This window comes from Micromonospora sp. NPDC048868, from assembly GCF_043198195.1.
GTDB classification, from domain to species: Bacteria; Actinomycetota; Actinomycetes; order Mycobacteriales; family Micromonosporaceae; genus Micromonospora; species Micromonospora reichwaldensis.
The window spans coordinates 111,830-134,168 of sequence record NZ_JBICUN010000014.1; the positions used below are offsets into that span (position 1 = coordinate 111,830).

Here is a 22,339-nt window from a genome sequence, read left to right on the forward strand (position 1 = left end):
TTGCCGCGCCGGGCAGTCGACGATTCCGCCATTCAGCATGAGACTTTGACGTAAATCGCTCCTGGTCAAGCTATCGGTGGAATCTCGGACGATCAACCGGTGTGAAAGAAATCACACTATATTGAAAGACGTGCTTCGATCGCCCAATAATTCGCACGGCCGCCGATCGATCGGGCCACTCACTTCGGCATGGATGGGACGGTAGGGCCGTACGACCGCTGGCGAGGCGCATCCGAGCCGCACGTGACGGGGGGAGCATGTGAAGCCGACGCCGCCGGACCACGCCCGCGTGCCGCTCAGCGTCCAGCAGCGCGCCGTGCATGTCGCACAGCAGTTCGTCTCGGACGGCGCGGGTTACAACGTCGCCGTGGCGTACCGGCTGACAGGTGCCCTGGACGAAGGGCGCCTGGACCGGGCCCTCACGGAGGTGGTCCGGCGTCAGCCACAACTGCGCGTCCGACTCCAGGAAGAGCAGTCCGTCACCTATCAGGTGCTCCAGCCGGCACCCGCGTCGCTGCTGCGGACCACGGACGTGGTGGCGGACGACCTCGACGCGCACCTTACGGCACTGTGCGCGGTGCCGTTCGTGGCCGAGGACTCCGTACGGCTGCGGGCCCACCTGCTGCGTCAGCACGAGGCGGCGGCACTGCTGCTGATCGTCTTCGACCACCTCGCGGTGGACGCGCCGTCGCTGCCCGTGTTCCTGGACCAGTTGTCGCATGCGTACGCGGGCGTCGCCGAACCGGAGACCGACGGCCCCGACTACTTCTCCTACGTGCGGTGGCAGCAGGACTTCGCTGCCTCCCCGGCCGGCCGGGCCGCGCAGCGGTTCTGGCAGGAGTCCCTGGACGGGGTCGACCCGGGCTGCGGCATCGCCCCGAGCACCGTCGGGTCGGCCGCCGTCGAGCCACGCGTCGCGTCGATCGCGGTGCGGCTGCCCGCCGACCTGGACGCCCGAGCCGCCCGCATCGAGGTGACGCCTTTCTCTGCCTGCATGGCCGCGTACACGCTGGTGTTGCAGCACTACACCCGCAGCGATGACGTCGTGGTCGCCTTTCCCGGCGTCGACTGGAGACGGACACGGTACCGACACGTCGTCGGCCTGTTCTCCGACATGCTTCGGCTTCGCGCGCCCAGCCTGGCCACCCCCAGCCTCGGCGAGTACGTGCGCCTGGTGCAGGACCGTGTCATGGACGGGGTGGAGCACCAGGGCGTCGCACTGGAGACGGCACGGTCGGGCGGACGCATGATCCAGCCGGGCCGTCCTCCGTTGCCGGCGGTGCTCTCCTTCAACGACGCGTCCTTCCCCCTCCTCACCCTGCCCGGCGTCGTCAGCGAGCCGGTCGAGTTCGCCACCCGGGGTAGCAAGGCCGAGCTGTTGCTCTCCATCAACCTGCGCGGGGGAGTGCTCACCGGGCGGCTCGACTACTGCACGAACCTGTTCCAGGCCACCGAGGCCGACGCCATCGCCCGCGGGTTCGAGACAGTGCTGGCCCAGCTCCTCACCGACGCCGGCACCCCGCTGACGGTGCGGCTGGCAGGCCCCGAGACCGAGGAGCGCATCCTCACCGACTGGTCCGTGGGGCCGCCGGCCCACGACGGCCCCGGCATCATCGAGGCGTTCCGTGCGTGCGCCGCCGACCGGCCCGACGCGCTGGCGCTCGTCGCCGGCGATCGCACCCTGAGCTACGCCGAGCTGGACCGGTGGTCCAACCTCCTGGCCGCGGAGATCGGCGCCCTGTCCCTACCACCCGGGTCGGTGGTGGCGCTGTGCATGGCGCGCTCCGCGGCGTTCCTCGCGGCCGTGCTCGCGGTCCTGCGGTGCGGCCACGCCTTCCTGCCCGTGGACATGGAACAACCTGCCGGCCGACGCTCCTTCCTGCTGAGCGACGCCGCGGCCGGCGCTGCGGTCGTCACGGCGACCGCCGACGCCCCGGCCGGGCTGCCCGCGGTCGTCGCGGCGCAGGCGCCTCCGCCGGCCGGGGTGGCGGCTCCGCTCACCCACGTCGTCGCCGATCCCGCCGCTCCGGCGTACCTGATCACCACCTCGGGCACCACGGGACTGCCGAAGACGGCGGTCGTCCCGCACCGTGCCATCCTCAACCACCTGCGTTTCAAGCAGCACGAGTTCGGCCTCGACCGCACCGACCGGTTCTACTTCAAGACCTCACCGGTGTTCGACGCCTCCATCTGGGAATACCTGACTCCGCTGGTCATCGGCGCCGCCGTCGTCGTCGCTCCCGCCCACGCCCACCGCGACCCGGCCCTGATGCACGCCGACCTGCGCACCCACGACGTGAGTGTGGCGCAGTTCGTGCCGACCCTGCTCGGCGCGATGCTCGCGGAACGCTCCGACTGGGACTGTCCGCGCCTGCGCTGGGTCTTCTGCGGCGGGGAGCGGTTGACCCGTGAGACGGCCGCCGCGGCGGCCGTCGCCACCCGCGCCCGCGTGGTGAATCTCTACGGGCCCAGCGAAACCACCATCGACGCGACATTCCATGTCCTGGCCGACGGGCCGCTGGATCCCGACGCGGACCCGCCCATCGGTCGGCCCGTGGCCGGGATGCGGGCCTACGTCCTCGGCCAGGGCGGACAACTGCTGCCGCCGGGATTCCCCGGCGAACTCCACATCGGGGGCGTCGGGCTGGCGCTGGGCTACGTCAACCGCGACGAGCTGACCGCGAAGGTGTTCGTGCCCGACACCGTCAGCCGCCAGGGCCGGGGCCGCCTGTACCGCACGGGCGACCTGGCCCGGTTGTGCGGTGACGGCAACGTCGCCTTCCTGGGCCGTGAGGACGGCCAGGTCAAGGTCCGCGGACTGCGCGTCGAGCTGGAGGGCGTGCGGCGCGTCGTGCTGCGTTTCCCCGGGATCGTCGACGCCCTCGTCGCGATCCATCCCCGACGGCCCGACGCGCTCGTGGCGTACGTGGTTACCGTCGACGGTCTCGACACGGCGCGGCTCCGCGCGCACCTCGCCGGGGACCTGCCCGCCGAACTGGTTCCCGCCTACCTCGTCGCGATCGACCGGATCCCGACCGGGAACACCGGCAAGGCCGATCCCCGCCGCCTGCCCGTGCCGGAGGTGGGTCTCCCGGTCGCCGCCGACGCACAGCCACGCGGCGTGGTCGAGCGGAAACTCGCCGACCTCTGGGCGCGGGCGCTCGGCGCCGCGCCCGAGCGCCTGCCGCGCGACGTGCCCCTGTTCGCGCTGGGCGCCAGCTCGATGACGCTCATCCAGGTGCACCGCGAGATCCGACGGGAGTTCGCGGTCGAGGTGCCGGTCACCGACCTGTTCAAGTACCCGACCGTCGCGGCGCTCGCCGCCGCGCTGACGGAGCGCCTCGACCGTGCCGCCCGCCGCGACTGACCATCGGCCTGTGGAGAACGGAGTGACGATGTCCAATACCACTCAGAATCCGCCGCAGCACCTCGTCAACGAGGTGCGTGGGGTGTGGGAGAAGGTGCTGGGCCACGCCGACTTCGGCGACGAGGACCCCTTCTTCGAGGTCGCCGGAGGCAACTCGCTGACCGCCGTGCAGGTGATGGTCGAACTCACCGACCGCGTCGGCAACCGCCTGCCGATGCGGCTGATCCTGCGCAACCGTACGGTCGTCGCGCTCGCCGCTGCGATCGGTGCGGAGGCTGCCCGGTGACGCGGCCCACCCCGCAGGTCGTCGCGGACGTCATCGCCGACGTCCTCGGCCTGGCCGAGGTCGATCCCGCGGACAGCTTCTACGACCACGACGGCACGTCGCTGCAGGCGCTGCGGATCTGCGCGCGGATCGAGAGCGCGACCGGAGTCGTGCTGACCCCGGTCGATCTGCTGGACAACGACGTGTTCGGCGACTTCATCGCCCTCGTGTCGGCGAGGTCCGCCGGTGACGCCGGCTGACGGTGCGGGGCAGGCACTGGTCCACCAGGCGGTTGTCCGGGCGGCCGAGCGGTTTCCGCGCGCCACCGCCCTCGTGCACCAGGGGTCGCCGGTCGAGTACGCCGAGCTGCACCGGCGGGCACTCGCCGTGGCCGCACGCCTCGGCGCACAAGGGATCGGTGCGGGTGCGATCGTCCCGCTCTGCGCACACCGCTGCCCGGAGCTGGTCGCCGCCCAACTCGGCGTACTGTGGTGCGGCGCGGCGTACACGACCATCGACCCGCGCTGGCCGACGCCGCGCCGGCTCGCCATCATCGATCGTGTCGGGTCCGCCCTGGTGCTCACCACCGATCCAGGTCAGGACTGGGGCGACCGCACGGTCCTGCCGCTGACGGCGACCGATACGGCCCCTGGACCGGCCGGCGCGGCACACCCGCCCACCGCGCCCGGGACGGGGATCGACGGCGAGGCGGCGGCGACGGTCGTCTTCACCTCGGGCACCACCGGCCGGCCCAAGGGCGTGGTGCTGCCGCACCGGGCGTTGACGCGGATGTTCCGTGGCACTCCGCCGCCCGGTTTCGGCCCCGGTCACGCGATGCCCCAGGGGGCGCCGCCGTGGTGGGACATGTACAGCTACGAGCTGTTCGGCCAGCTCATGACCGGCGGCACGTCGCTGCTCGTCGACGGCGACTACCTCACCCCCGGAGAACTGCGCCGGATGGTCGAGCGGCACGGCGCGACCACGCTGCGCCTGACGACCTCGCTGTTCGCGCTCTTCGTCGACGAGGCCCTCGACAGCTTCGCCGGGCTGGGAACGGTGCTGGTGGGCGGGGAGCGCCTGCCCGCGCCGCACGCTGCCCGGTTCCTGCGCCGCCACCCGCGGACCAAACTGCTCAACGGGTACGGTCCGACCGAGAGCTGCATGCACACCACCACGTACCGGGTGCGGCTCGAAGACTGCGCCGACGGTGGGGACATCCCGCTGGGCTCACCCGTGCCGGCGACGACCGTACTGGTGCTCGACGGGCAGGGCCGGATCTGCCCGCCCGGGGAGACCGGCGAGATCTGTGTCGCAGGCGACGGCCTGGCCACCTGCTACCTGGGCGAGCCGGAGCTGACCGCCCGCGCGTTCGTGCCGGTGGAGATCGGCGGCGAGACGGTGCGGGTGTACCGCACCGGCGACTACGGCCTGATCGATCCGGCCGGGCTCCTGCGCTTCCGGGGCCGGCGCGACCGCCAGTTGAAGGTCGGCGGCCATCGCATCGAACCCGCGGAGGTCGAGGCGGCGGCCCGACAGTCACCTGGCGTACGGGACTGCACCGTGACTGTCGTCGACCAGGCCCTGGCGCTGTTCTACGTGCCCGGCGACGATGCGCGCGGGCCCGCGGCGTTGCGCCGCGACCTGCTGAACCGACTGCCCCGGCCGCTCGTCCCGACGATCGTGCGGGCTCTGGACCGGTTCCCACTGACCCCCAACGGCAAGCTCGACCGCGATGCACTGTCGAACGCGGCCCGTACCCCGACGACCCGAACCGGGAGCACGCGTTGGCCATCCACCCCATGACCCACGAGCAGGAGGCGATCTGGCTCAGCGACGCCTTCGCGGAGAGCAGGTCCCGCTACACCGTGCTGTGGACGCACCGCATCCACGGCCCGCTCGACACCGGCGCGCTCGCACTGGCGATCGACCGCCTGACAGCCGCACACCCCGCGTTGCGCACCCGGTACGGGCTGCACGAGGGGCAGCCCGCCCAGATCGTTGAGGACACGGGAGTGGCGCTCGAGAGCGAAGACTGTCCGCCGGAGGCGGTCGAGCGGCGGCTGCGTGAGCTGGCCGAACTCGATCTCGACCTGGACCAGACCCCGATGCGGGCCTTCCTGCTCCGGCTCGGGGGCGAGGACCACGTGCTCGCCCTCCTGCTGCACCACATCGCCATGGACGGTTGGTCGCTCCAGGTCATGGCCGACGACATCGCCCGCTGGTACGCCGACCCGACGCTGCCGCCGGCGCCCGCGCTGACCATGGGTGAGTACGCGCGGCGGCAGCGGGCGCAGGAAGCCGACGCCGCAGCCGTGGCCTACTGGCGCGACCGGTTGCAGTCGCCGCCACAGTTCACGACGGTCCCGGCCGACTGGCGGCGCCCGGCCGAGATCGGACACGCAGGGGACCGGGTCGAGTTCGTCCTTGATGGCGCGACCGCGCAGGCCGTACGGGCCGTCGCGCGCGCCGGTCGCACCACCGCGTTCACCGTGCTGACGGCCGCGTACGCCGCCCTGCTGCACCGCCACGGCGGGCAGCAGGACCTCGTCGTCGGCACACCGGTGGCCCGCCGCGGTGCCGCCGAACTGGACCGGGTCGTGGGCTGCCTGGCGGATCTGCTGCCGCTGCGGCTCACGGTGACGCCGGAGATGTCGTTCGCCGACCTGGTGGCGGCGGTCAAGCAGGCGAACCTGGCGGCGCAGCGGCAGTGCGGAGTACCGCTCACGACGATCGTCCGCCAGACCGTCACCGCCGCCGAACCGGATCGCTTCCCACTGTTCCAGACGGTCATCGGGATCGACGACGGCGAGTCGACCCAGCTGCGGCTGCCCGGTCTGCGGGTCGAGCCGCTGGAGGTGCACACCGGCACGAGCAAGTTCGACCTGTTGCTACGGCTGAGCGGATCCGACGGCCCCGTGCTGGGCATGCTCGACTACTCCACCGACCTCTACCACCCGGCGACCGCGCGGCGCCTGGTCGACCGGTTCCGGACGCTGCTGGCGAGCGCGCTCTCCGAGCCGGGTCGGTCGATCGGCGACCTCGACCTGCTGGCCCCTGACGAGTTCGACCTCGTCACGCGGGTCTTCGCGCAGGCTCCGGCGCCCACCACCCGGCCAGCGCTGGCACACGAGGCGTTCGAGGCACAGCGGCAACGCACCCCCGACGCGATCGCCGCCATCTGGCGGGACCGGCAGGTCACCTACACCGAGGTGGGTGACGCCGCCGACCGGCTGGCCCAGGTACTGCATCGGCAGCGCGACGGGGGACCGGTGCGACCGATCGGGATCCTCCTGGAGCGGTCCGTCGACATGGTCGTCGCGGTGTTGGCGGTGCTCAAGTCGGGCGCCGCCTACGTGCCGCTGGACCCGACCTATCCGGGCGAGCGCCTGGCGTACATGCTGGGCGACAGCGACGTGGCGTGCCTGCTCGCCCAGCCGTGGCTGGTCGACGCGGTGCCGATCCCCGACGGCGTCACCGTCCTCGAACCGGATCGGTGGTACGACCTGCCGGACGGAGCCGGGTCCGCGCTGCCCGTCGTGACCGAGGCCGACCTCGCCTACCTGATCTACACCTCCGGCTCCACCGGCCTGCCCAAGGGCGTGGCGATGCCGCACGGCCCGTTGGCCGGACTGGTCGCCTGGCAGTGCGGTGACTCCGCCTGTGGCCCCGGCGACCGGACCCTGCAGTATTCGGCGCTCAGCTTCGACGCGTCGTTCCTGGAGATCTTCAGCACGTGGTCGACGGGCGGCACGCTGGTGCTCGTCGACGCCGAGGAACGGGCCGACTACGACCTGCTGCTGGCGGTGATCGGGAAGCACACCGTACGGCGGATGTTCCTGCCGTTCGCGGCGTTGCAGAGCATCGCCCAGTACGTGACCGCACTCGGGCTGGAGCCGCCGCCCCTTCGGGAGTTCGTCTGCGCGGGCGAGCAGATTCACGTCACGCCGGCGATCCGGCAGTTCTTCGCCGCACTCGACGACGCGACACTGTTCAACCAGTACGGCCCGAGCGAGACGCACAGCGTGACGTCGCTGCGGATCGACGGCGATCCGGCCACGTGGCCACTGCTGCCGGCGATCGGCTATCCGATCAACAGCGCCTGCGTCACCATCCTCGACGACCGGCTGCGACCCCAGCCGGTCGGTGTCGCCGGCGAGCTGTGCGTCTCCGGGCTGCCGCTGGCCGACGGCTACTGGCGCCAGCCCGAGCTGACCCGGGAGCGCTTCGTCGACAGCCCGCTGCCCGGGATCGGGCGGCTGTACCGGACCGGCGACGTCGCCCGGTTCCTCCACGACGGGCGGATCGAGTTCCTGGGCCGGCGCGACGGCATGGTGAAGATCCGCGGTTACCGCGTCGAGTTGGGCGAGGTCGAAGCCGTGGTACGCCAGGCGCCCGGCGTCGTCGGGGCGGTGGTGACCGCAGAGACCCTCGGGGTGGGCGACACCCGCCTCACCGCCTTCTACCGCTCCGCCTCGGGTGAGCAGCTTCACCTCGACACGCTCCGCCGGGCGATCACGGCCCGGGTGCCCGACTACATGCTGCCGTCGCGGTTCGTCCACCTCCCGGCGGAGTTCCCTCGTACGCCGAGCGGGAAGGTCGACCGGTTGGCGCTCGTGCGCGAGCACGGCGGTCGACCGGCCTCCCCGTCCCACCGATGACCGTCCCCCAAGATCAGCGGAGTCGCGAAGAGATGATGTTCTCCCCGACCGACCTTGCCGCGCTGCGCTCCCGCTACGAGGAGCATGGCTGGTGCTCGCCGGCAGCGCGGCTGAGCGCCGCCTCCGTCTCGGCTGTCCGCGAACGCATCGACGAGCTGTGCGCGACGGCGCGACCCGAGGTCGTCCACGAGGACGACGGCGCCACGGTGCGCGCGGTCCACGGCTGCCACGCCTTCGACGACCTGTGCGCAGCTCTGGTGCGGACGCCGGAGTTGGTGCGCCTGGCCGAGACGCTGGTCGGCGGCGAGGTGTACGTCTACCAGTTCAAGGTCAACCTCAAGCAGGCGGAGGAGGGGGCGGCCTGGCCGTGGCACCAGGACTTCTCGTTCTGGCACCTCGACGACGGCATGCCCCGGCCCGCGGCCGTGAACATCGCCATCTCGCTGGACGACGTGCACGACGGAAACGGGCCACTGCTGGTCGTGCCGGGGTCGCACAACGACGGCATCTACGACCTGCCCCAGGCGGAGGCGCAACGGGGCAAGCACTGGCGTGAGCACGTGTCGACGACGCTGACCTACACGGTGAGCGACGAGCGCGCGGCCGAGCTGATGGCGGCCAAGGGCAGCCTGCGCATGACCGGTCCCGCCGGGACGATCAACGCCTTCCACCCCAGCATCCTGCACTCGTCGTCCAACAACGGCTCGCCCGACCGACGCGCGTTGCTGCTCATCACGTACAACAGGGTCGACAACGCGCCGGCAGCCCCGACGCGGCCGGAGTTCCTGGTGTCGCGGGACACCACGCCGATCACCGCCGGCCCGGACGACCGCCTCACCCTCGTCGCGGCGAGCGCCTGAAGCCGCCGGCCGCCGTCGGACCGGGCCGGCTTCCCACGGCGTGACCCGGGGCCGCCGGGCCTGGGCGGGCCCGGGTCACGCCGGGCCCGCCGCCGCGCGAACCGGCGGACGACGCACCCGTCGCCGTCCGCCGAGGCGATCGGGTGCGTCATCCGTGTCCGCAGCGGACCGCTCGCGCGACCGCTGCGGACACGGTGGAGCGCGACGGGCTCGTCACACGGGCGCCGGCTTCCGTAGCCCGCCGCTGACGCGCAGGAACGCGGTGCCCTGGCCGATCCCGACCAGCACGTTGATCACCACGAGCGCGGTCCAGAGCCCGATGATGCCCGTGGCGGAGGCGACCGGCAGGGCGATCACGGCGAGCACGCCATAGAGGACGGAGAACACGAGGAAGCTCGGCACGGTGCGCTTGAGGCCGGTGAGGCCGAAGCCGAGGACGGCCTGGAGACCGTCACCGAGGATGGCCAGGGCCACGACCGGCAGCAGACCGACCATCACCGCGCGGACGTCGGGATCCACGGTGAACAGCGGGAGGAACACGGGACGCAGGACGACCAGCAGTGCGCACAGCGTCCCGACCACGGTGGCGGCGACCAGCAGTCCGGCCCGCACGCTGCGGCGTACGCCCGGGATGTCGGCGGTCGCGGCCCGGCTGCTGACGAGCGGGATGCCCGCCTGACCGATCGCGACGGCAGCAGTGAAGGTCAGACCGACCAGCGCCGTGGCGATGCTGTGCGCGGCGGCGGCGGTCGTGCTGATCCGGGCGGCGGCGAACGCGAGCACGCCGAGGACGCCGAACTTGACCAGCACGGTGCCGGCCATGGGGATGCCGACCTTGGCCAATTCGAGCACCCGGGCAGGGTGCAGCCTGGCCACGGCGAGGCCCGACAACGGGATGTCGAGCTTGGCGCACAGGCCGAGCACGGTCATCACACAGGTGGCCAGGTTCGCCACCAGCATGGCCACGCCCGAGCCCACCAGTCCGAGGGCCGGCAGCGGCCCGATGCCGTTGACCAGCAGCAACGACAGCACGGCCGTGCACGCGGCCGCGACCAGACCGGCCCGCATCACGATCTTGCTGTGCCCCAGGCCGACGAGGCTCGAGGAGGCCATCGCGCCGATCGAGCCCAGCAGCACGGACCCGGCCATCAGCAGCGGGAAGTAGCCCAGCTCGGCGATCGTCTCGTCCGGTACGCCACTGGAACGCGCCAGCAGGCCCGCCCCGGACACGGCGGCCGCGCCGAGCAGGCCGATCGTGACGGCGAGCCAGGTACCGTCGCGGACCACCTTGATCACGCTGTCCCGGTCGTCGGCCGACGCCGACACGAACGGCATGACGCCGCGCACCGCTCCGGTGACTGCGGCGGTCGCCGGAAAGTAGACGGCGCCGGTCAGCGCGAACGCCGCGAGGGCAACCGTGCCGAACCGGCCCAGTGCGGCCGTGTTCACCAGCGCGCTGACGGACGCCGCGATCATCGAAAGGTACAGCGGCGCGGCCACTGCGACGATCTTTCTCGCGTCGCCGCGCTGGTCTGCCGGTTCATGTTCGGTCACGGAGTCCTCCGGTCTTCGGCTATTGTCGCTGATCAATTGACTGCGGTCCGGCCGGCGACCCAAGCTGGAGACATGCTCGCATATCGGTTCGCCGCGCTATTTCCTGGCCAGGGTTCGCAGAGGCCCGCGATGGCCGCCCAACTCGCCGCTGCTGACGCCCGATCGCGCACGCCCTACCTCGACATCGCCGACGATCTGCTGGGCATGCCGCTGCGCCGACTGTGCCTGCAGGGTTCGGCCGACGAGTTGCGCGACACGGCGGTGGCCCAGCCGGCCATCCTGCTCACCAGCCTGATCGCCCTCGAACTGCTGCGCGAACGTGGCCTGGAGCCGTCCGTCACGGCCGGACACAGCCTCGGCGAGTTCACCGCGCTGGTCGCCGCAGGAGTGCTGGAATGGACCGACGCGCTGCGCCTGGTGCACCGCCGCGGGCAGCTGATGTCCAGGGTCGGGCAGGCGGCCCCCGGCGGGATGGCGGCGGTGCTCGGCATCGACGCCGCCCGCGTCGAGGAGATCTGCGCCCGAGTGGCGCGCACGGGCGACGGCACCGTCGAGGTGGCCAACTACAACTCCGAACGCCAGACGGTCGTCTCCGGCACCACGACCGGGGTCGCGGCGGCGAGCGCCGCCGCCCGCGAACTTGGTGCCGACGTGGTCGCGCTCAAGGTCTCGGCGCCGTTCCACTGCAGCCTCATGCGTGACATCGAGCAGGAGTTCGCGTCGGCCCTGGCCGAGGTCGCCTTCGCCACGCCGGGGATTCCGGTCGTCTCCACGGTCACCGCACAGCCGTTGATGGACGGGCGGTCGGCCGCCGCGGCACTGCAACGTCAGCTCTGCGCGCCCGTGCGCTGGCACGAGGTCGTCCGCGCGCTCGCCGAGCAGGAGGTCAGCACGTTCGTCGAGGTCGGCGCAGGCCGCGTGCTGACCAACCTCGGCCGCGCGATCGCCCCGGGCATCCCTACGGTGCCCGCGGGCACCAGCGCGCAGCTCGACGCGGCGGCGGTCCACCTGCGCGCCCCGGCCTAGCCGACCGGTCACAGCTCGGCGCAGCGGTTCTTGAGCTCGGCCAGGTGGTGCAGAGCACGCAGCACCTCGTTTGCGCCGACGCCGAAGTCGATGAGGCACGCGAGCTCGTCCACACCCAGGTCGGCGGCTCGCTCGACCAGCGGCACGCAGCTGTCGACCGAGCCGATCAGGCAGCGCTCGCCGACGAACTGCTGAAAGGCGTGCTCCAGCAGTTCGTCGAGTTCGGCCGGGGACAACTCGTCGACGGCGGGCGACCCCGGACGGTTGACCGCGAACAGGTCCATCGAGGTGCGCATGTACGCCGTCATGGGCGACCGTGACACGGCGACCGCCTCCTCGACCGATGGCGCCAGGAGGGTGTGCACCATGAGCGCCACCCGCTCGTTGCCGGCGTCGTGGCCGTGCTGCTCCATGGCGTCGCCGTACTCGGCGAGGTTGGCCTCCAGGCGGTCGAACGACTGGCCCAGCAGGTGGGTCAGCACGCCGACGCCGAACTCGCCGGCGAGTGAGAAGGTCGACGGCGATCCGGCGGCGGTCAGCCACAACGGCGGCAGCGGCTGCACCGGCCGCGGGTAGCTGCGGACCTCGACGACCTGCCCGGCCGGGTCGGTACGCGGGACCGACCCGCCGGCCCACAGCCGGGTGAACTCGGCGATGGCGGCGCGCATGTTCTCCCGGCGGTCCGCGAAGCGCTGCGGCGCGAGCACGAAGTCGCGCGGGTTCCAGCCGGACGCGAACGCGAGCCCGGCCCGACCTCCGGAGAGCTGGTCCACCATGGACCATTCCTCGGCCACCCGGAGCGGGTCGTGCAGCGGCAGGACCACGCTGCCCGCGCGGACGTGAACGGACCGGGTGGCCGCGGCGACCGCGGCGCCGGTGACCGCCGGGTTGGCGAACGGCGCGCCGAACTCGTGGAAGTGCCGCTCCGGCGTCCAGACCGCCTCGAATCCGTGCGCGTCGGCGAACCTCGCCGCCTCCAGCAGCAGGCGGAGCTGCTCGGCGGCGTCGTCACCGCTGGCGAAGAAGAAGAGGCTGAACTTCATGAGGGGTTCCTTGCGGCAGTGGGGTGCGGGGGTCGAACACGATCGCGTATAACGCCTCGCGGTAGGCGTCGAGCACGGCGGGGCCGCCGGCCTGCCGGGCGACGACCTGGAACGACTCCGCCGAGTCGTACACGGCGAAGTGCAGGCGCAGTTCGGGTTCGAGCAGATCCGGGCCGACCGGGACCAGGCTGGCGGCGCCGAGGCGGGCAGGACCACGCCCGGCGCGCGCGTAGTTGAACATCACAGGCGGCCCGAGGTGGCCGCCCGGCGTCGTGGCGCCGGCCGCGTCGGCCAACGGCAGCGCCCGCAGTTCGAACAACTCCTCGACGCGGGTGCGGACGTCGGCCAACAGCTCGCCGGCGGGCACCTGCGACCGCAGCGCGACGCGCAGCGGGACGATGCTGGCGAAGCCACCGACCGTGGCGTCGAGTTCGGGGCCCGTCCTGCCGTCCATGGGCACGGCGAGCACGGCCTCGCCGCCGTCCAGGCGGGCCTGCGCGGCGGCGAACGCGGCCAGGTGGACGGTGAACGGCGTGATCCGCAGCTCGCCGCAGACATGGCGGATCGCCGACTGCAGCGCCGTGCTGGGCGCCCATCGGGACCGCGTGACCGCCGCCGTCGTGGCTGCCGGGAGCGATCCGCCCGGCGGCGACGCCCAGCCGCCCCGGACCAGCACCGCCCGGGCCCGGGCGACCGGCGCGTGCGGCCCGTTGCGCCAGGTCAGATGACGCAGGAAACCGTCGTCCTCGGGACCCAGCGCGGCCGGGGCGTCGTACGCCATGACCAGCTCGTCCAGGAACACGCCCAGGCCACGCCCGTCCAGCACGGCCTTGTGCAGGGTGAGCCCGAGCAGGCTGCGCTCCTGCGACGCCCGGGCCAGCACCAGCCGGACCGGGTGGCTGCTGCTCAGGTCCAGCGGGTCGGCCTGGAGCAGGTCGTGGAGGGCACGAGGGTCGTCGGGACCGTCCACCTGGCGCAGTTCGACCGCATCGGTGGCGAGCACGAGCCGCTCACCCACCCGGCGCAATCGCAGCGCCGCCTGCCGGCGCACCACGGCGTCGAGCGCCCGTTGCAGGCGTACCGGGTCCACCGGGCCGTCCGCCTGGTAGACGAAGGTCTTCTGGTGCGTCGGGTGCGGCGTCGTCAGCAGCCACGCCAGTCCGGGCGGGGGTGCCTGCGGCAGTACGGGAGCGGGCAGCTCGACCCCGGTCGGCGGGGTCCGCTCGCCACCGCTGCGGGCTTCGACCAGCTTCGCGACGGCGGCCGGGGTGCTGGCGCGGAAGAACTCCGGCACGCTCAGTGCGACGCGGAACTCCGTGCGCACGCGGTGGACCAGCGTGGTCGCCAGCAGCGAATGGCCGCCGGCCTCGAAGAAGTCCTCGTCGGCGCCGAGCCCCGGCCGTTCCAGGGCCTCGCGGAACAGCGCGAGGACGCGCTGCCCTAGACCGGTGCCAGGGGCATCAGCCAGCACGTCGACCCGTGCCGCCGGTCGGGGCAGCCGGGCCACGTCCACCTTGCCGTTGGCGTTGACCGGCAGCGCGGGCACGACCGTGAACGACGCCGGAATCATGTATGACGGCAGTTCCTCGCGTAGCCGTTCGCGCAGGCGGGAGACAGTCGGTTCGGGCGGACCGTCGAGGACCAGGTACGCGTGCAGCGCACGGTGGCCCTCGTCGCCCTGCGCGACGATGGCGACGTCCGCGACCTCCGGCGACCGCCGGAGCACCACCTCCAGCTCACCCAGCTCCACCCGGAATCCGCGGATCTTGACCTGCTGGTCGGCCCGGCCCAGGAACAGCAGGTCTCCGGAGGCAAGTAGTCGGGACCGGTCGCCGCTGCGGTAGCTGCGCGCCCCACCAGGCCCCTCGTGGCCGAACCGGTGCCCGGCCGGGCCGGCGTCGTCGGTGTAGCCGGTAGCCACACACGGCCCGGCGATGACCAGGTCGCCGACGCTGCCGCGCGGCACGTCCACGCCGTTCTCGTCGACGACGCGCAGCACCACGTTGTCGATCGGGCGGCCGATCGGTGCGTACCGCGGCCAGTCCTCCGGCGTCGCGCCGAAACGGTACGACGTGACCACGTGGGTCTCGGCCGGACCGTAGTTGTTGATGAGCGCGCAGTCGGGCAGCCCCGTGAAGAACGCGACGAGCGACTCGCCGACGCGCAACTGCTCCCCGGTCGAGGCGATCTCGCGCAGTGATGCCAGCAGGGCCCGGTCGGCCGCGGGGCGGGCCGCCAGCGCGTGCAGCAGCGACACCGGCAGGATCGCCTTGCTCACCCGCTGTTCGGCGATGAAGCGCAGCAGCAGGTCGTGGTCGTGCTTGACCTCGTCGGTCGCGATGTGCAGGGAGCCTCCGGCGCAGAGCGCGGCGAAGGTCTCGTGGAACGCCGCGTCGAAACCGAAGGACGCCAGTTGGAGAAAGCGCACGGGCCGGGTCAGGCCGCCGGTCTCCCAGTTGATCAGGTTGGCCAGCGCCACGTGCGGGAAGTGGATCCCCTTCGGCCGTCCGGTGGTGCCGCTCGTGTAGGTCAGGTAGGCGCCGACGTCGCCCGGCACATCGTCCCCGGGCAGGCGTCCGGCCCAGCGCCCGACCGCGGTCGGTTCGCACAGGTCGTACCGGTTCAGGCCCGCCGTGATGTCGAGGGTGTCCCCGGAGTCGACGCACACCACGCTCGCACCGCAGTCGGCCAGGATCGCTGCGGTCCGCCGGGGCGGGTGGTTGAGGTCGACCGGGGCCGGAGTCGCACCCGCGCGCAGCACGCCGAGCAGGGCGCAGACCGCCGACACCTCGCGGCGCATCGCGATCGCGACCACGTCGCCCCGGTCGACCCCGCGCCGGTGCAGCTCCTGGGCGATGCCGCCGGAGATCTCGGCCAGGTCGCGATATGTCAACGACCTCGTCCCGTCGGTCACTGCCAGGCTGCCGGGGTGCCGCGCCGCGGCGTCGAGGAACCACGCGTGAACGGGCCCCGCGGGCACCTCGGTGCGGGGCCCGGTGAGGGCCGCGGCCGACCAGGCGCGCGCGGACGGCGGCTCGACGGGCAGGTCGCGCAACCGGGTGTCGGGCTTGGCCAGTGCCTCCCGGACGATGGTGCGCAGCATCTGCACCCAGCGGGCGACGGTCTGCTCCGCGAAGATGTCGGAGTACAGCAGGCGGGCGTTGACGCCGTCGTCCGTCAGCCACCAGTCCAGCTGGAGCTCCATCGGGCTGCCGCCGGTGTCGAACGGCACCGCCTCCACGCTGAGCCCGGTGGGACCGTCGGGCCGCGACGAGGCGGTGTCGAGCATGTTGAACAGCACCTGGCACAACGGCGCGGCGGACATCTCGCGGGCGCTCCGCACCGACCTGACCAGCACCTCGAACGGGATGTCCTGGTTGTCCAGGCCGTCGCGCTGGGCACAGGCCGTACGACGTACCAGCGAGCGGAAGTCGTCGTCCGGCTCCACGCGCAGCCGCAGCGGCAGGGTGTTGACGAAGTTGCCGATGAGGTGCTCGGTGCGTGGCCGGTGCCGGCCCGAGACGGGCACCCCCACCACGACCTCGCGCACCGCGCCGACCCGGCTGAGGAACAACCCGAACACGGCCAACATGACCGCGAAGGGGGTGGCGCCCTCCTCGCCGGCCAGCCGGCGCAGTCCGTCGTCGGCACCGGCGAGCGCGAACCCGCGCCGGCCGCCACGGAACGACGGTTCGGCGCTGCGAGGGCGGTCCGCGGGCAACTCCAGCGCCTCGGGCGCGCCGCGCAGCTCCCGGGTCCAGTAGGCGAGCTGGCGGGCGGCCTCGGCCGAGTCGAGCCAACGGTTCTCGGCCCGCACGTAGTCGAGGAAGACCCCGTCGATCGGCGCCAGACCGGCCGGCGCGCCACCGGTGCGCTGCTGGTAGTACGCGTACAGGTCGTGCAGGAAGATGCCGGTGGAGCGGGCGTCGGCGAACATGTGGTGCACGGCCACGGCTAGTACGTGCCGCTGCGGGTCCATCCGCAGGACGCGGGCGGTCAGGGGCGACCCGTCCAGCGCGATGGGCGCGTCGAGCAGCGCCGTGATCTCGGCCTGCAACTCCTGCTCGCTGCCGCAGTCGACCACCGGCACCGGCACCGGGCCGGCGGGCACCACCTGCTGCACGGGCCCGTCCGGGGTATCCGTCACGGACAGGCGCAGGCTCTCGTGTCGACGCACCACGTCGCCGGCGGCGGCGCGCAGGGCCTCGATGTCCAGTGGACCGCGCAGGTCGGCCAGGATCGGCACGTGGTAGGCCTCGGCGGCGCCGGGCAGCTGGGACAGGAAGTGAAACCGCCGCTGCAGGGCGGTCAGCGGAACCGGCCCCGGGGCGGTGGGCGTGTCCGCCTCGGCCGCCTCGGACACGGAGGCGGCGGTGCGGACGAGCGCTGCCAGAGTACGGGGGGTGGGAGCGGCCATGAACGAGCCGACGCGGACGTCCACCCCCACGAGCGATCGGGTGCGCGCGACCACCCGCAGCGCGGCGAGGGAGTCACCGCCGATGGCGAACAGGGAGTCGTCGGCCCCGGTGCCGGGCCTGCCGAGCACGTCGGCGAAGACCGTCAGGGCGATGTCGAGTGGGTCCGTGGCCGCCACCGGGTTGACCGGGCCACCGGTGTCGGGCGTCGGCGCCGTGGTCGCGGGCACTGCGTCGCCGGCCCGGGGCGCCGAGATCCAGTGCCGCTCGCGGCGGAACGGATGCCCGGGCACGGTGACGACCGCGCCGGGCTCGGCCGGGCCGGGTTCGTCGAGGACACCGGCCACCCAGGCGGCGGCCATGGCGACCCGCAGGCCGTCGGGACCCGGCTCGGCCGTGCTCACGGACGCGGCGTACGGAAAGAGCGCTTCCGGTAGCGGGTCGGCACCGGGGCCGGGCACGAGATCGACCACCGCGTCCACCCGCGGCGGCAGGGTGCGACGCCCGGGGGCAGGCGGGGCGCCGGCCAGCAGTGCGACGAGGTCGGGGGTCTGGCCCTCGGCGTGGAACTGGTTGCCGTCGGCGTCGTACCAGGCGACGGCGCAGGGGCGGACGGTCAGGCCCGCTGCGGCGGCGGCAGGTGTGGCGCCGCGGGCCAGACGGCTGACGGCCTCGATACCGTCCGGGTACGTCAGCGCCCCGGCCAGCACCGCCGCAGCCGCCCTGGTGTCCCGGTCGGACACGACGGCGCTGATCGCGAGGTCGTGCTGCCGCCAGACGTGTGCGAACGCCAGGGCGACTGCGGCGGGCGTGCCGAGTGCGGCCAGGTCACGCACCTGTGCCGGCACGGACAGCCGCTCGAGCAGAGCGTCCAACGCCGCACCGTCCGTGCGAGCGCTGCGCACCCGCGCCGCCGCTCCGCGCGTCCCCGTCGCGGCCCCGAAGGACTCCAGTTCGCCGCCCGGGTACCGGACGAGCGCGCGGCGCAGACCGTGCCGCAGGTGGCCGCGACGCAGAGTGTGGGCGATGTCGCGAGCCGCCTCGGCGTCGGCCCCGGTGAGCGCGGCACGCAGTTGCGCCTCGACCGCGTCCAGATCCTCGCCCCGGCGCGCGGTGAAGGGCAGCACGATCGGCGCGGGGGTGGCCGGTGGCACCGCGGCCTGGGCCGGTGGGGACTCCACCAGCAGGTGGACGTTGGTGCCTCCGACCCCGAACGAGCTCACCGCCGCGATACGGCGCGCGGCGGGCCACGGGGTGCCGACCGCGCAGACGCGGAAGGGGGTGGTGGCGAAGTCGATGTGCGGGTTGGTCCGCTCCGCGTGCAGCGATGCCGGGATGAACCCGTGACGGACGGCCAGGAGCGCCTTGGCCAGGCCGGCCGCCCCCGACGCGGAGTCGAGGTGGCCGATGTTCGACTTCACCGAACCGACCAGGCAGGTCCCGGTGCCGGCGGTGCTGCCGCGGAACGCCTCGGTCAGGCCCGCGATCTCGATCGGGTCGCCCAGGGCAGTGCCGGTGCCGTGCGCCTCCACGTAACCGATCTCGCCCGCGTCGATCCCGGCGAGGGAGTGCACCCGGCGGATCAGTGCCGCCTGCCCGGCGACGCTGGGCGCGGTGTAACCGGTCTTGGCGCCACCGTCGTTGTTGATCCCACTGCCGCGGATCACGGCGAGCACCCGGTCGCCCTCCGACAGGGCGTCCTCGAGCCGCCTGAGTACGAACAGCACGATGCCGCTGCCGAAGACGGTGCCGTTCGCGTCGGCGGAGAACGGCCGGCACACCCCGTCGGGCGAAGCGATGCCGCCCTCGACGTACGTGTAGCCGGAGTCCGTGGGCCTGATGCTCACCCCGCCCGTGATCGCGGCGTCGGCCTCGTAGTCGACGAGCGCCCGACATGCCTGATGGATGGCCGCCAGGCCGGACGAGCACGCGCAGTCGACGGCGATGCTCGGCCCGGTCAGGCCCAGTCGGTAGGACACCTGCGTCGCGGCGAACCCCCGGTCGTTGCCCATGAGGACCCGGTGCCAACCCAGACGCCGTACGGAAGACCCCTCCGGCCACACGTGGTGCAGCAGGTAGTCGGAGTGGTTCATGCCGACGAAGACGCCGATGTCGCCCCTGAAGCGTGCGGGGTCGATCGCGGCATCCTCGAGTGCGCGTACCGAGGTCTCCAGCAGGAAGCGCTGCTGCGGGTCGGTGGCCGCGCACTCGGCCGGCGTCATCCCGAAGTACTCGCCGTCGAACAGCGCCGGATCGGCGAACCGCTTGCGACGCGCCACGTGGCCGGGAGCACCGTCCACGACCTCGTCGGTGGGGACGTCCTCAACCGGGTCGGCACCGTCGCAAAGAAGACGCCAGAACTCCTCGACCGAGTCGGCACCGGGTACGCGGCAGGCCATGCCGACCACAGCGACCGCCGACAGGTCCTCCTGGTCGGTCGGGAGGTCGGCGTGGTCCGCGGTCACAGCTCGACCGTCTCGGCGTCGTCCTGGGCGTGGTCGGAGCGCATCTGGCTGTACAGCGACGACAGCCGCACCCGGGCGGCCACCCGCTCGGTCATCTCGGCCAGGGTCTCGGGCTCGAGCAGATCCACGAGGGTGCACCGGACATGGAGGCGGTCGAGGATGCGGGCGAGCATCCGGGCGGCGAGGATCGAGTGGCCGCCGAGCTCGAAGAACCGGTCGTCGGGCGAGACCCGGTCGACCCCGAGCACCTCGCACCAGATCTCCGCCAGTTCGGCGGCGACGTCGACACGGCTCATGTCCACCCGCGCCGCGCCGGTCGTCCCGGGCACGGGCTCCGCCGGCACCAGGGCGCTCCGGTCGAGCAGCCAGTGCCTGCGCGGGTCGAACGCCACCGGCAGGCGGGCACGCGGCCCCTCCGGCAGCGGCCGCAGTGCGGTCCAGTCGACGTCGGCGCCGGCTTCCCAACAGGACGCGAGCATCCGCAGCAGGCACTCCCAACTGGCAAGCGCGTCGGCCAGCGGCAGCACCGCCCGACCGTCGGGCTCGTCGAGCAGCCCCATGAACCCGCAGCGGGCCTCCTCGGCCAGGTCGTCGGGTGACGGCGCGCTCCCCGCATGGAGCACGATCCCGCTGTGACGCAGCACGACGTCGCAGCGCAGCGGTGCCGGAGCGGCGGCGGCGAGAGCTGCCGCGATCGCCTCGGCGATGTCGTCGCAGCGGGTGAGGTCGCCACCCTTGGCGACCACGCGCATGCCGTCGACGTGCAGGCGGGCGCACTCGGCCGCCACCGCCGGGGACACCGATCCGGCCGCGGCGAGGGCGTGGAACGCCCCGGCCCCGGCGCCGGTCAGGGCGTCCGCCCGCACACCGAGGCGGGCGAGCGCCTCGATCAGCCGCAGCGCAGCGGGAGCTGCCGACGGAGCGGCCCCGAGACGCTCGAGCACCGTGTCGGCCGGGTCCAGCGTGTCGGGCAGGGCGAACACGATGCCATTGGCGGGCGGCTCGGGCCGAACCGCACCGAAGGCGGCCGCGACCTCGTCCTTGGTGGCCAGCACGGCCGCTTGCCGGAACTGCGGGAACGTCCTGCGGCGGGCGAGGGTGACCGCCAACGCCGCAGGGGTGGCATCCGACGTGGCGACGGCGGTCCGAAGCGCGGCGAAGGCGGCCTCGGTGTGCGCCGACACGGGCAGTACCCAGACGCCGTCCTCGTCGACGCGCGTCTGTTCGCCGGACTCCGGTGCCTCCTCGATGACGACATGTGCGTTCGTGCCGCCGACGCCGAGCGAGGTGACCGCCGCCCGGCGCGGGCCGGACACCGCGGGCCAGGGATGGGCGGTGTCACTGACGTACAGCCCGGTGTCTTCGAGCCGGATGGCCGGGTTGAGATCGGCGTGGCCGGGAGTCGGCGGGACGATCCCGTCGCGCACCGCGAGGACGGCCCGGATGAGCCCGGCGACGCCGGCCGCCTCGTCGAGATGCCCGATGGCCGACTTCACGCCTCCGACAGCGCACGGACCCGTTGCGCCGAGGCTGGCCCGCGCCTCGGCCAGCGCGGCCATCTCGACCGGATCACCCAGCGGGGTGCCGGTGCCGTGGGCCTCCACGTAGGAGACCGACGCGGCATCGACCGCCGCGTCAGCCAGCGCGGCGAGGATGACGTCACGCTGCCCCCGCACGCTGGGCGCGGCGAAGCTGAGCCGGTCGCCACCGTCGTTGTTGAGCGCTGAACCGCGGACCACGGCGTAGACCCTGTCGCCGTCACGCTGGGCGTCGGCGAGGCGCTTGAGGACGACCACGCCGGCCCCGCTGCCGGGCACGGTGCCGTCGGCGGCCGCGTCGAAGGGCCGGCACCGCCCGGAGGCGGACATGACACCCCCGTTGCGACGGAGGTAGCCGTGGCTGTCCGGCAAAGCGATGGAGACGGCGCCGGCGACGGCCAGGTCGCAGTCGCCGGCTTGCAGGGCGCGTCGGGCCACGTGCACCGCGGCCAGCGAGGTGGAGCACATGGAGCTGACGTAGACGCTGGGGCCCCGCAGGTCGAGATGGTACGAGACGAGCAGGGGCAGCGCGGCGGGCAGGTCCCAGGGCAGTCGGGGCTCGGCGGCGCAGACGGGGCGCCGGGCGGCGTAGCGGTTCTCGCCCGCCCCGGCGAAGACCCCGACGGACCGGGTGTCGGCGCCGGACCACCCGGCATCGTCCAACGCCCGTACCGCTTCCTGCAGGAACACCCGGTGTTGCGGATCCATGGACGCCGCGTCGGCGGGGGCGATGCCGAAGTACGCGGCGTCGAACTGATCGATCCCGTCCAGCAGGCCGGCGGTCGGCACGTACTCGGGATGCCTACGCAGCGATTCGGCGAGACCGCGTTCGGCCTGGCCCGCCGTGTCGAGGGTGGTGGTCGCGATCTCGCCCGCGAAGGCGAGCCGGGCGAACTCCTCGATGTCGGCGGCGCCGGGCAATCGGCAGGCCATGCCGATGATCGCCACGTCGGTCCGGTGCGGGCTCTCGGTTCCAGCCATGTCGGTCGGTACCTCTCCAGGGTGATTCCGCGTCTTCCGGCTCGACCGCCGCCTGCCCACGGGTGAACAGGATCGACGCCCGGGCCGGTTCGCCGGGTCGAGCATCGACCCGCAGGTCGGAAAGCGGGGCGCAGGAAATCACGCTGCCGGCGCCGTACGGGCGGCGG

General features: G+C 73.0%; 11 protein-coding genes. 7 read left to right on the forward strand and 4 right to left on the reverse strand.

All coding sequences use genetic code 11. From position 1 onward, the window contains the following. Positions 1-289: 289 nt before the first annotated feature. From ACGFNF_RS21465 to ACGFNF_RS21490, 6 genes are read left to right on the forward strand one after another with little or no spacing between them, the layout of a single operon-like run. On the forward strand, positions 290-3,367 hold the full coding sequence (locus ACGFNF_RS21465) for an amino acid adenylation domain-containing protein (RefSeq protein ID WP_393170147.1): 3,078 nt from the start codon (positions 290-292) through the stop codon (positions 3,365-3,367). A gap of 28 nt (positions 3,368-3,395) precedes the next feature. Further along, complete coding sequence (locus ACGFNF_RS21470; RefSeq protein WP_393170149.1) at positions 3,396-3,653, forward strand: acyl carrier protein; 258 nt, start codon at positions 3,396-3,398, stop codon at positions 3,651-3,653. Continuing rightward, complete coding sequence (locus ACGFNF_RS21475; RefSeq protein ID WP_393170151.1) at positions 3,650-3,892, forward strand: acyl carrier protein; 243 nt, start codon at positions 3,650-3,652, stop codon at positions 3,890-3,892. The genes ACGFNF_RS21470 and ACGFNF_RS21475 overlap by 4 nt, the downstream gene beginning before the upstream one ends. Next, positions 3,879-5,435, forward strand: a complete 1,557-nt coding sequence (locus ACGFNF_RS21480) for an amino acid adenylation domain-containing protein (RefSeq protein WP_393170153.1) — start codon at positions 3,879-3,881, stop codon at positions 5,433-5,435. Before ACGFNF_RS21475 ends, ACGFNF_RS21480 begins: the two co-directional genes overlap by 14 nt. After that, on the forward strand, positions 5,432-8,290 hold the full coding sequence (locus ACGFNF_RS21485; RefSeq protein WP_393170155.1) for an amino acid adenylation domain-containing protein: 2,859 nt from the start codon (positions 5,432-5,434) through the stop codon (positions 8,288-8,290). Before ACGFNF_RS21480 ends, ACGFNF_RS21485 begins: the two co-directional genes overlap by 4 nt. 35 nt (positions 8,291-8,325) lie before the next feature. Next, complete coding sequence (locus tag ACGFNF_RS21490) at positions 8,326-9,150, forward strand: phytanoyl-CoA dioxygenase family protein (RefSeq protein ID WP_393170157.1); 825 nt, start codon at positions 8,326-8,328, stop codon at positions 9,148-9,150. A gap of 213 nt (positions 9,151-9,363) precedes the next feature. Here ACGFNF_RS21490 and ACGFNF_RS21495 read toward each other — a convergent pair whose 3' ends face one another. After that, positions 9,364-10,767, reverse strand: coding sequence for an MATE family efflux transporter (locus ACGFNF_RS21495; RefSeq protein ID WP_393170159.1), 1,404 nt, complete (start codon positions 10,765-10,767; stop codon positions 9,364-9,366). 9 nt (positions 10,768-10,776) lie between these two features. Here ACGFNF_RS21495 and fabD point away from each other — a divergent pair, with 9 nt between their 5' ends. Further along, on the forward strand, positions 10,777-11,730 hold the full coding sequence (gene fabD, locus ACGFNF_RS21500) for an ACP S-malonyltransferase (protein ID WP_393170161.1): 954 nt from the start codon (positions 10,777-10,779) through the stop codon (positions 11,728-11,730). An 8-nt stretch (positions 11,731-11,738) separates the two neighbouring features. Here fabD and ACGFNF_RS21505 read toward each other — a convergent pair whose 3' ends face one another. From ACGFNF_RS21505 to ACGFNF_RS21515, 3 genes are read right to left on the reverse strand one after another with little or no spacing between them, the layout of a single operon-like run. After that, entirely contained in the window at positions 11,739-12,773 is a 1,035-nt protein-coding gene (locus ACGFNF_RS21505; RefSeq protein WP_393170163.1) for a MupA/Atu3671 family FMN-dependent luciferase-like monooxygenase, read from the reverse strand. Next, positions 12,739-19,653, reverse strand: coding sequence for a condensation domain-containing protein (locus ACGFNF_RS21510; RefSeq protein WP_393170165.1), 6,915 nt, complete (start codon positions 19,651-19,653; stop codon positions 12,739-12,741). The genes ACGFNF_RS21505 and ACGFNF_RS21510 overlap by 35 nt, the downstream gene beginning before the upstream one ends. Next, positions 19,650-22,172 carry a beta-ketoacyl synthase N-terminal-like domain-containing protein gene (locus ACGFNF_RS21515; protein ID WP_393170167.1) on the reverse strand — a complete coding sequence of 841 codons (2,523 nt, stop codon included), beginning with the start codon at positions 22,170-22,172 and terminating at the stop codon, positions 19,650-19,652. The genes ACGFNF_RS21510 and ACGFNF_RS21515 overlap by 4 nt, the downstream gene beginning before the upstream one ends. Positions 22,173-22,339 lie beyond the last annotated feature (167 nt).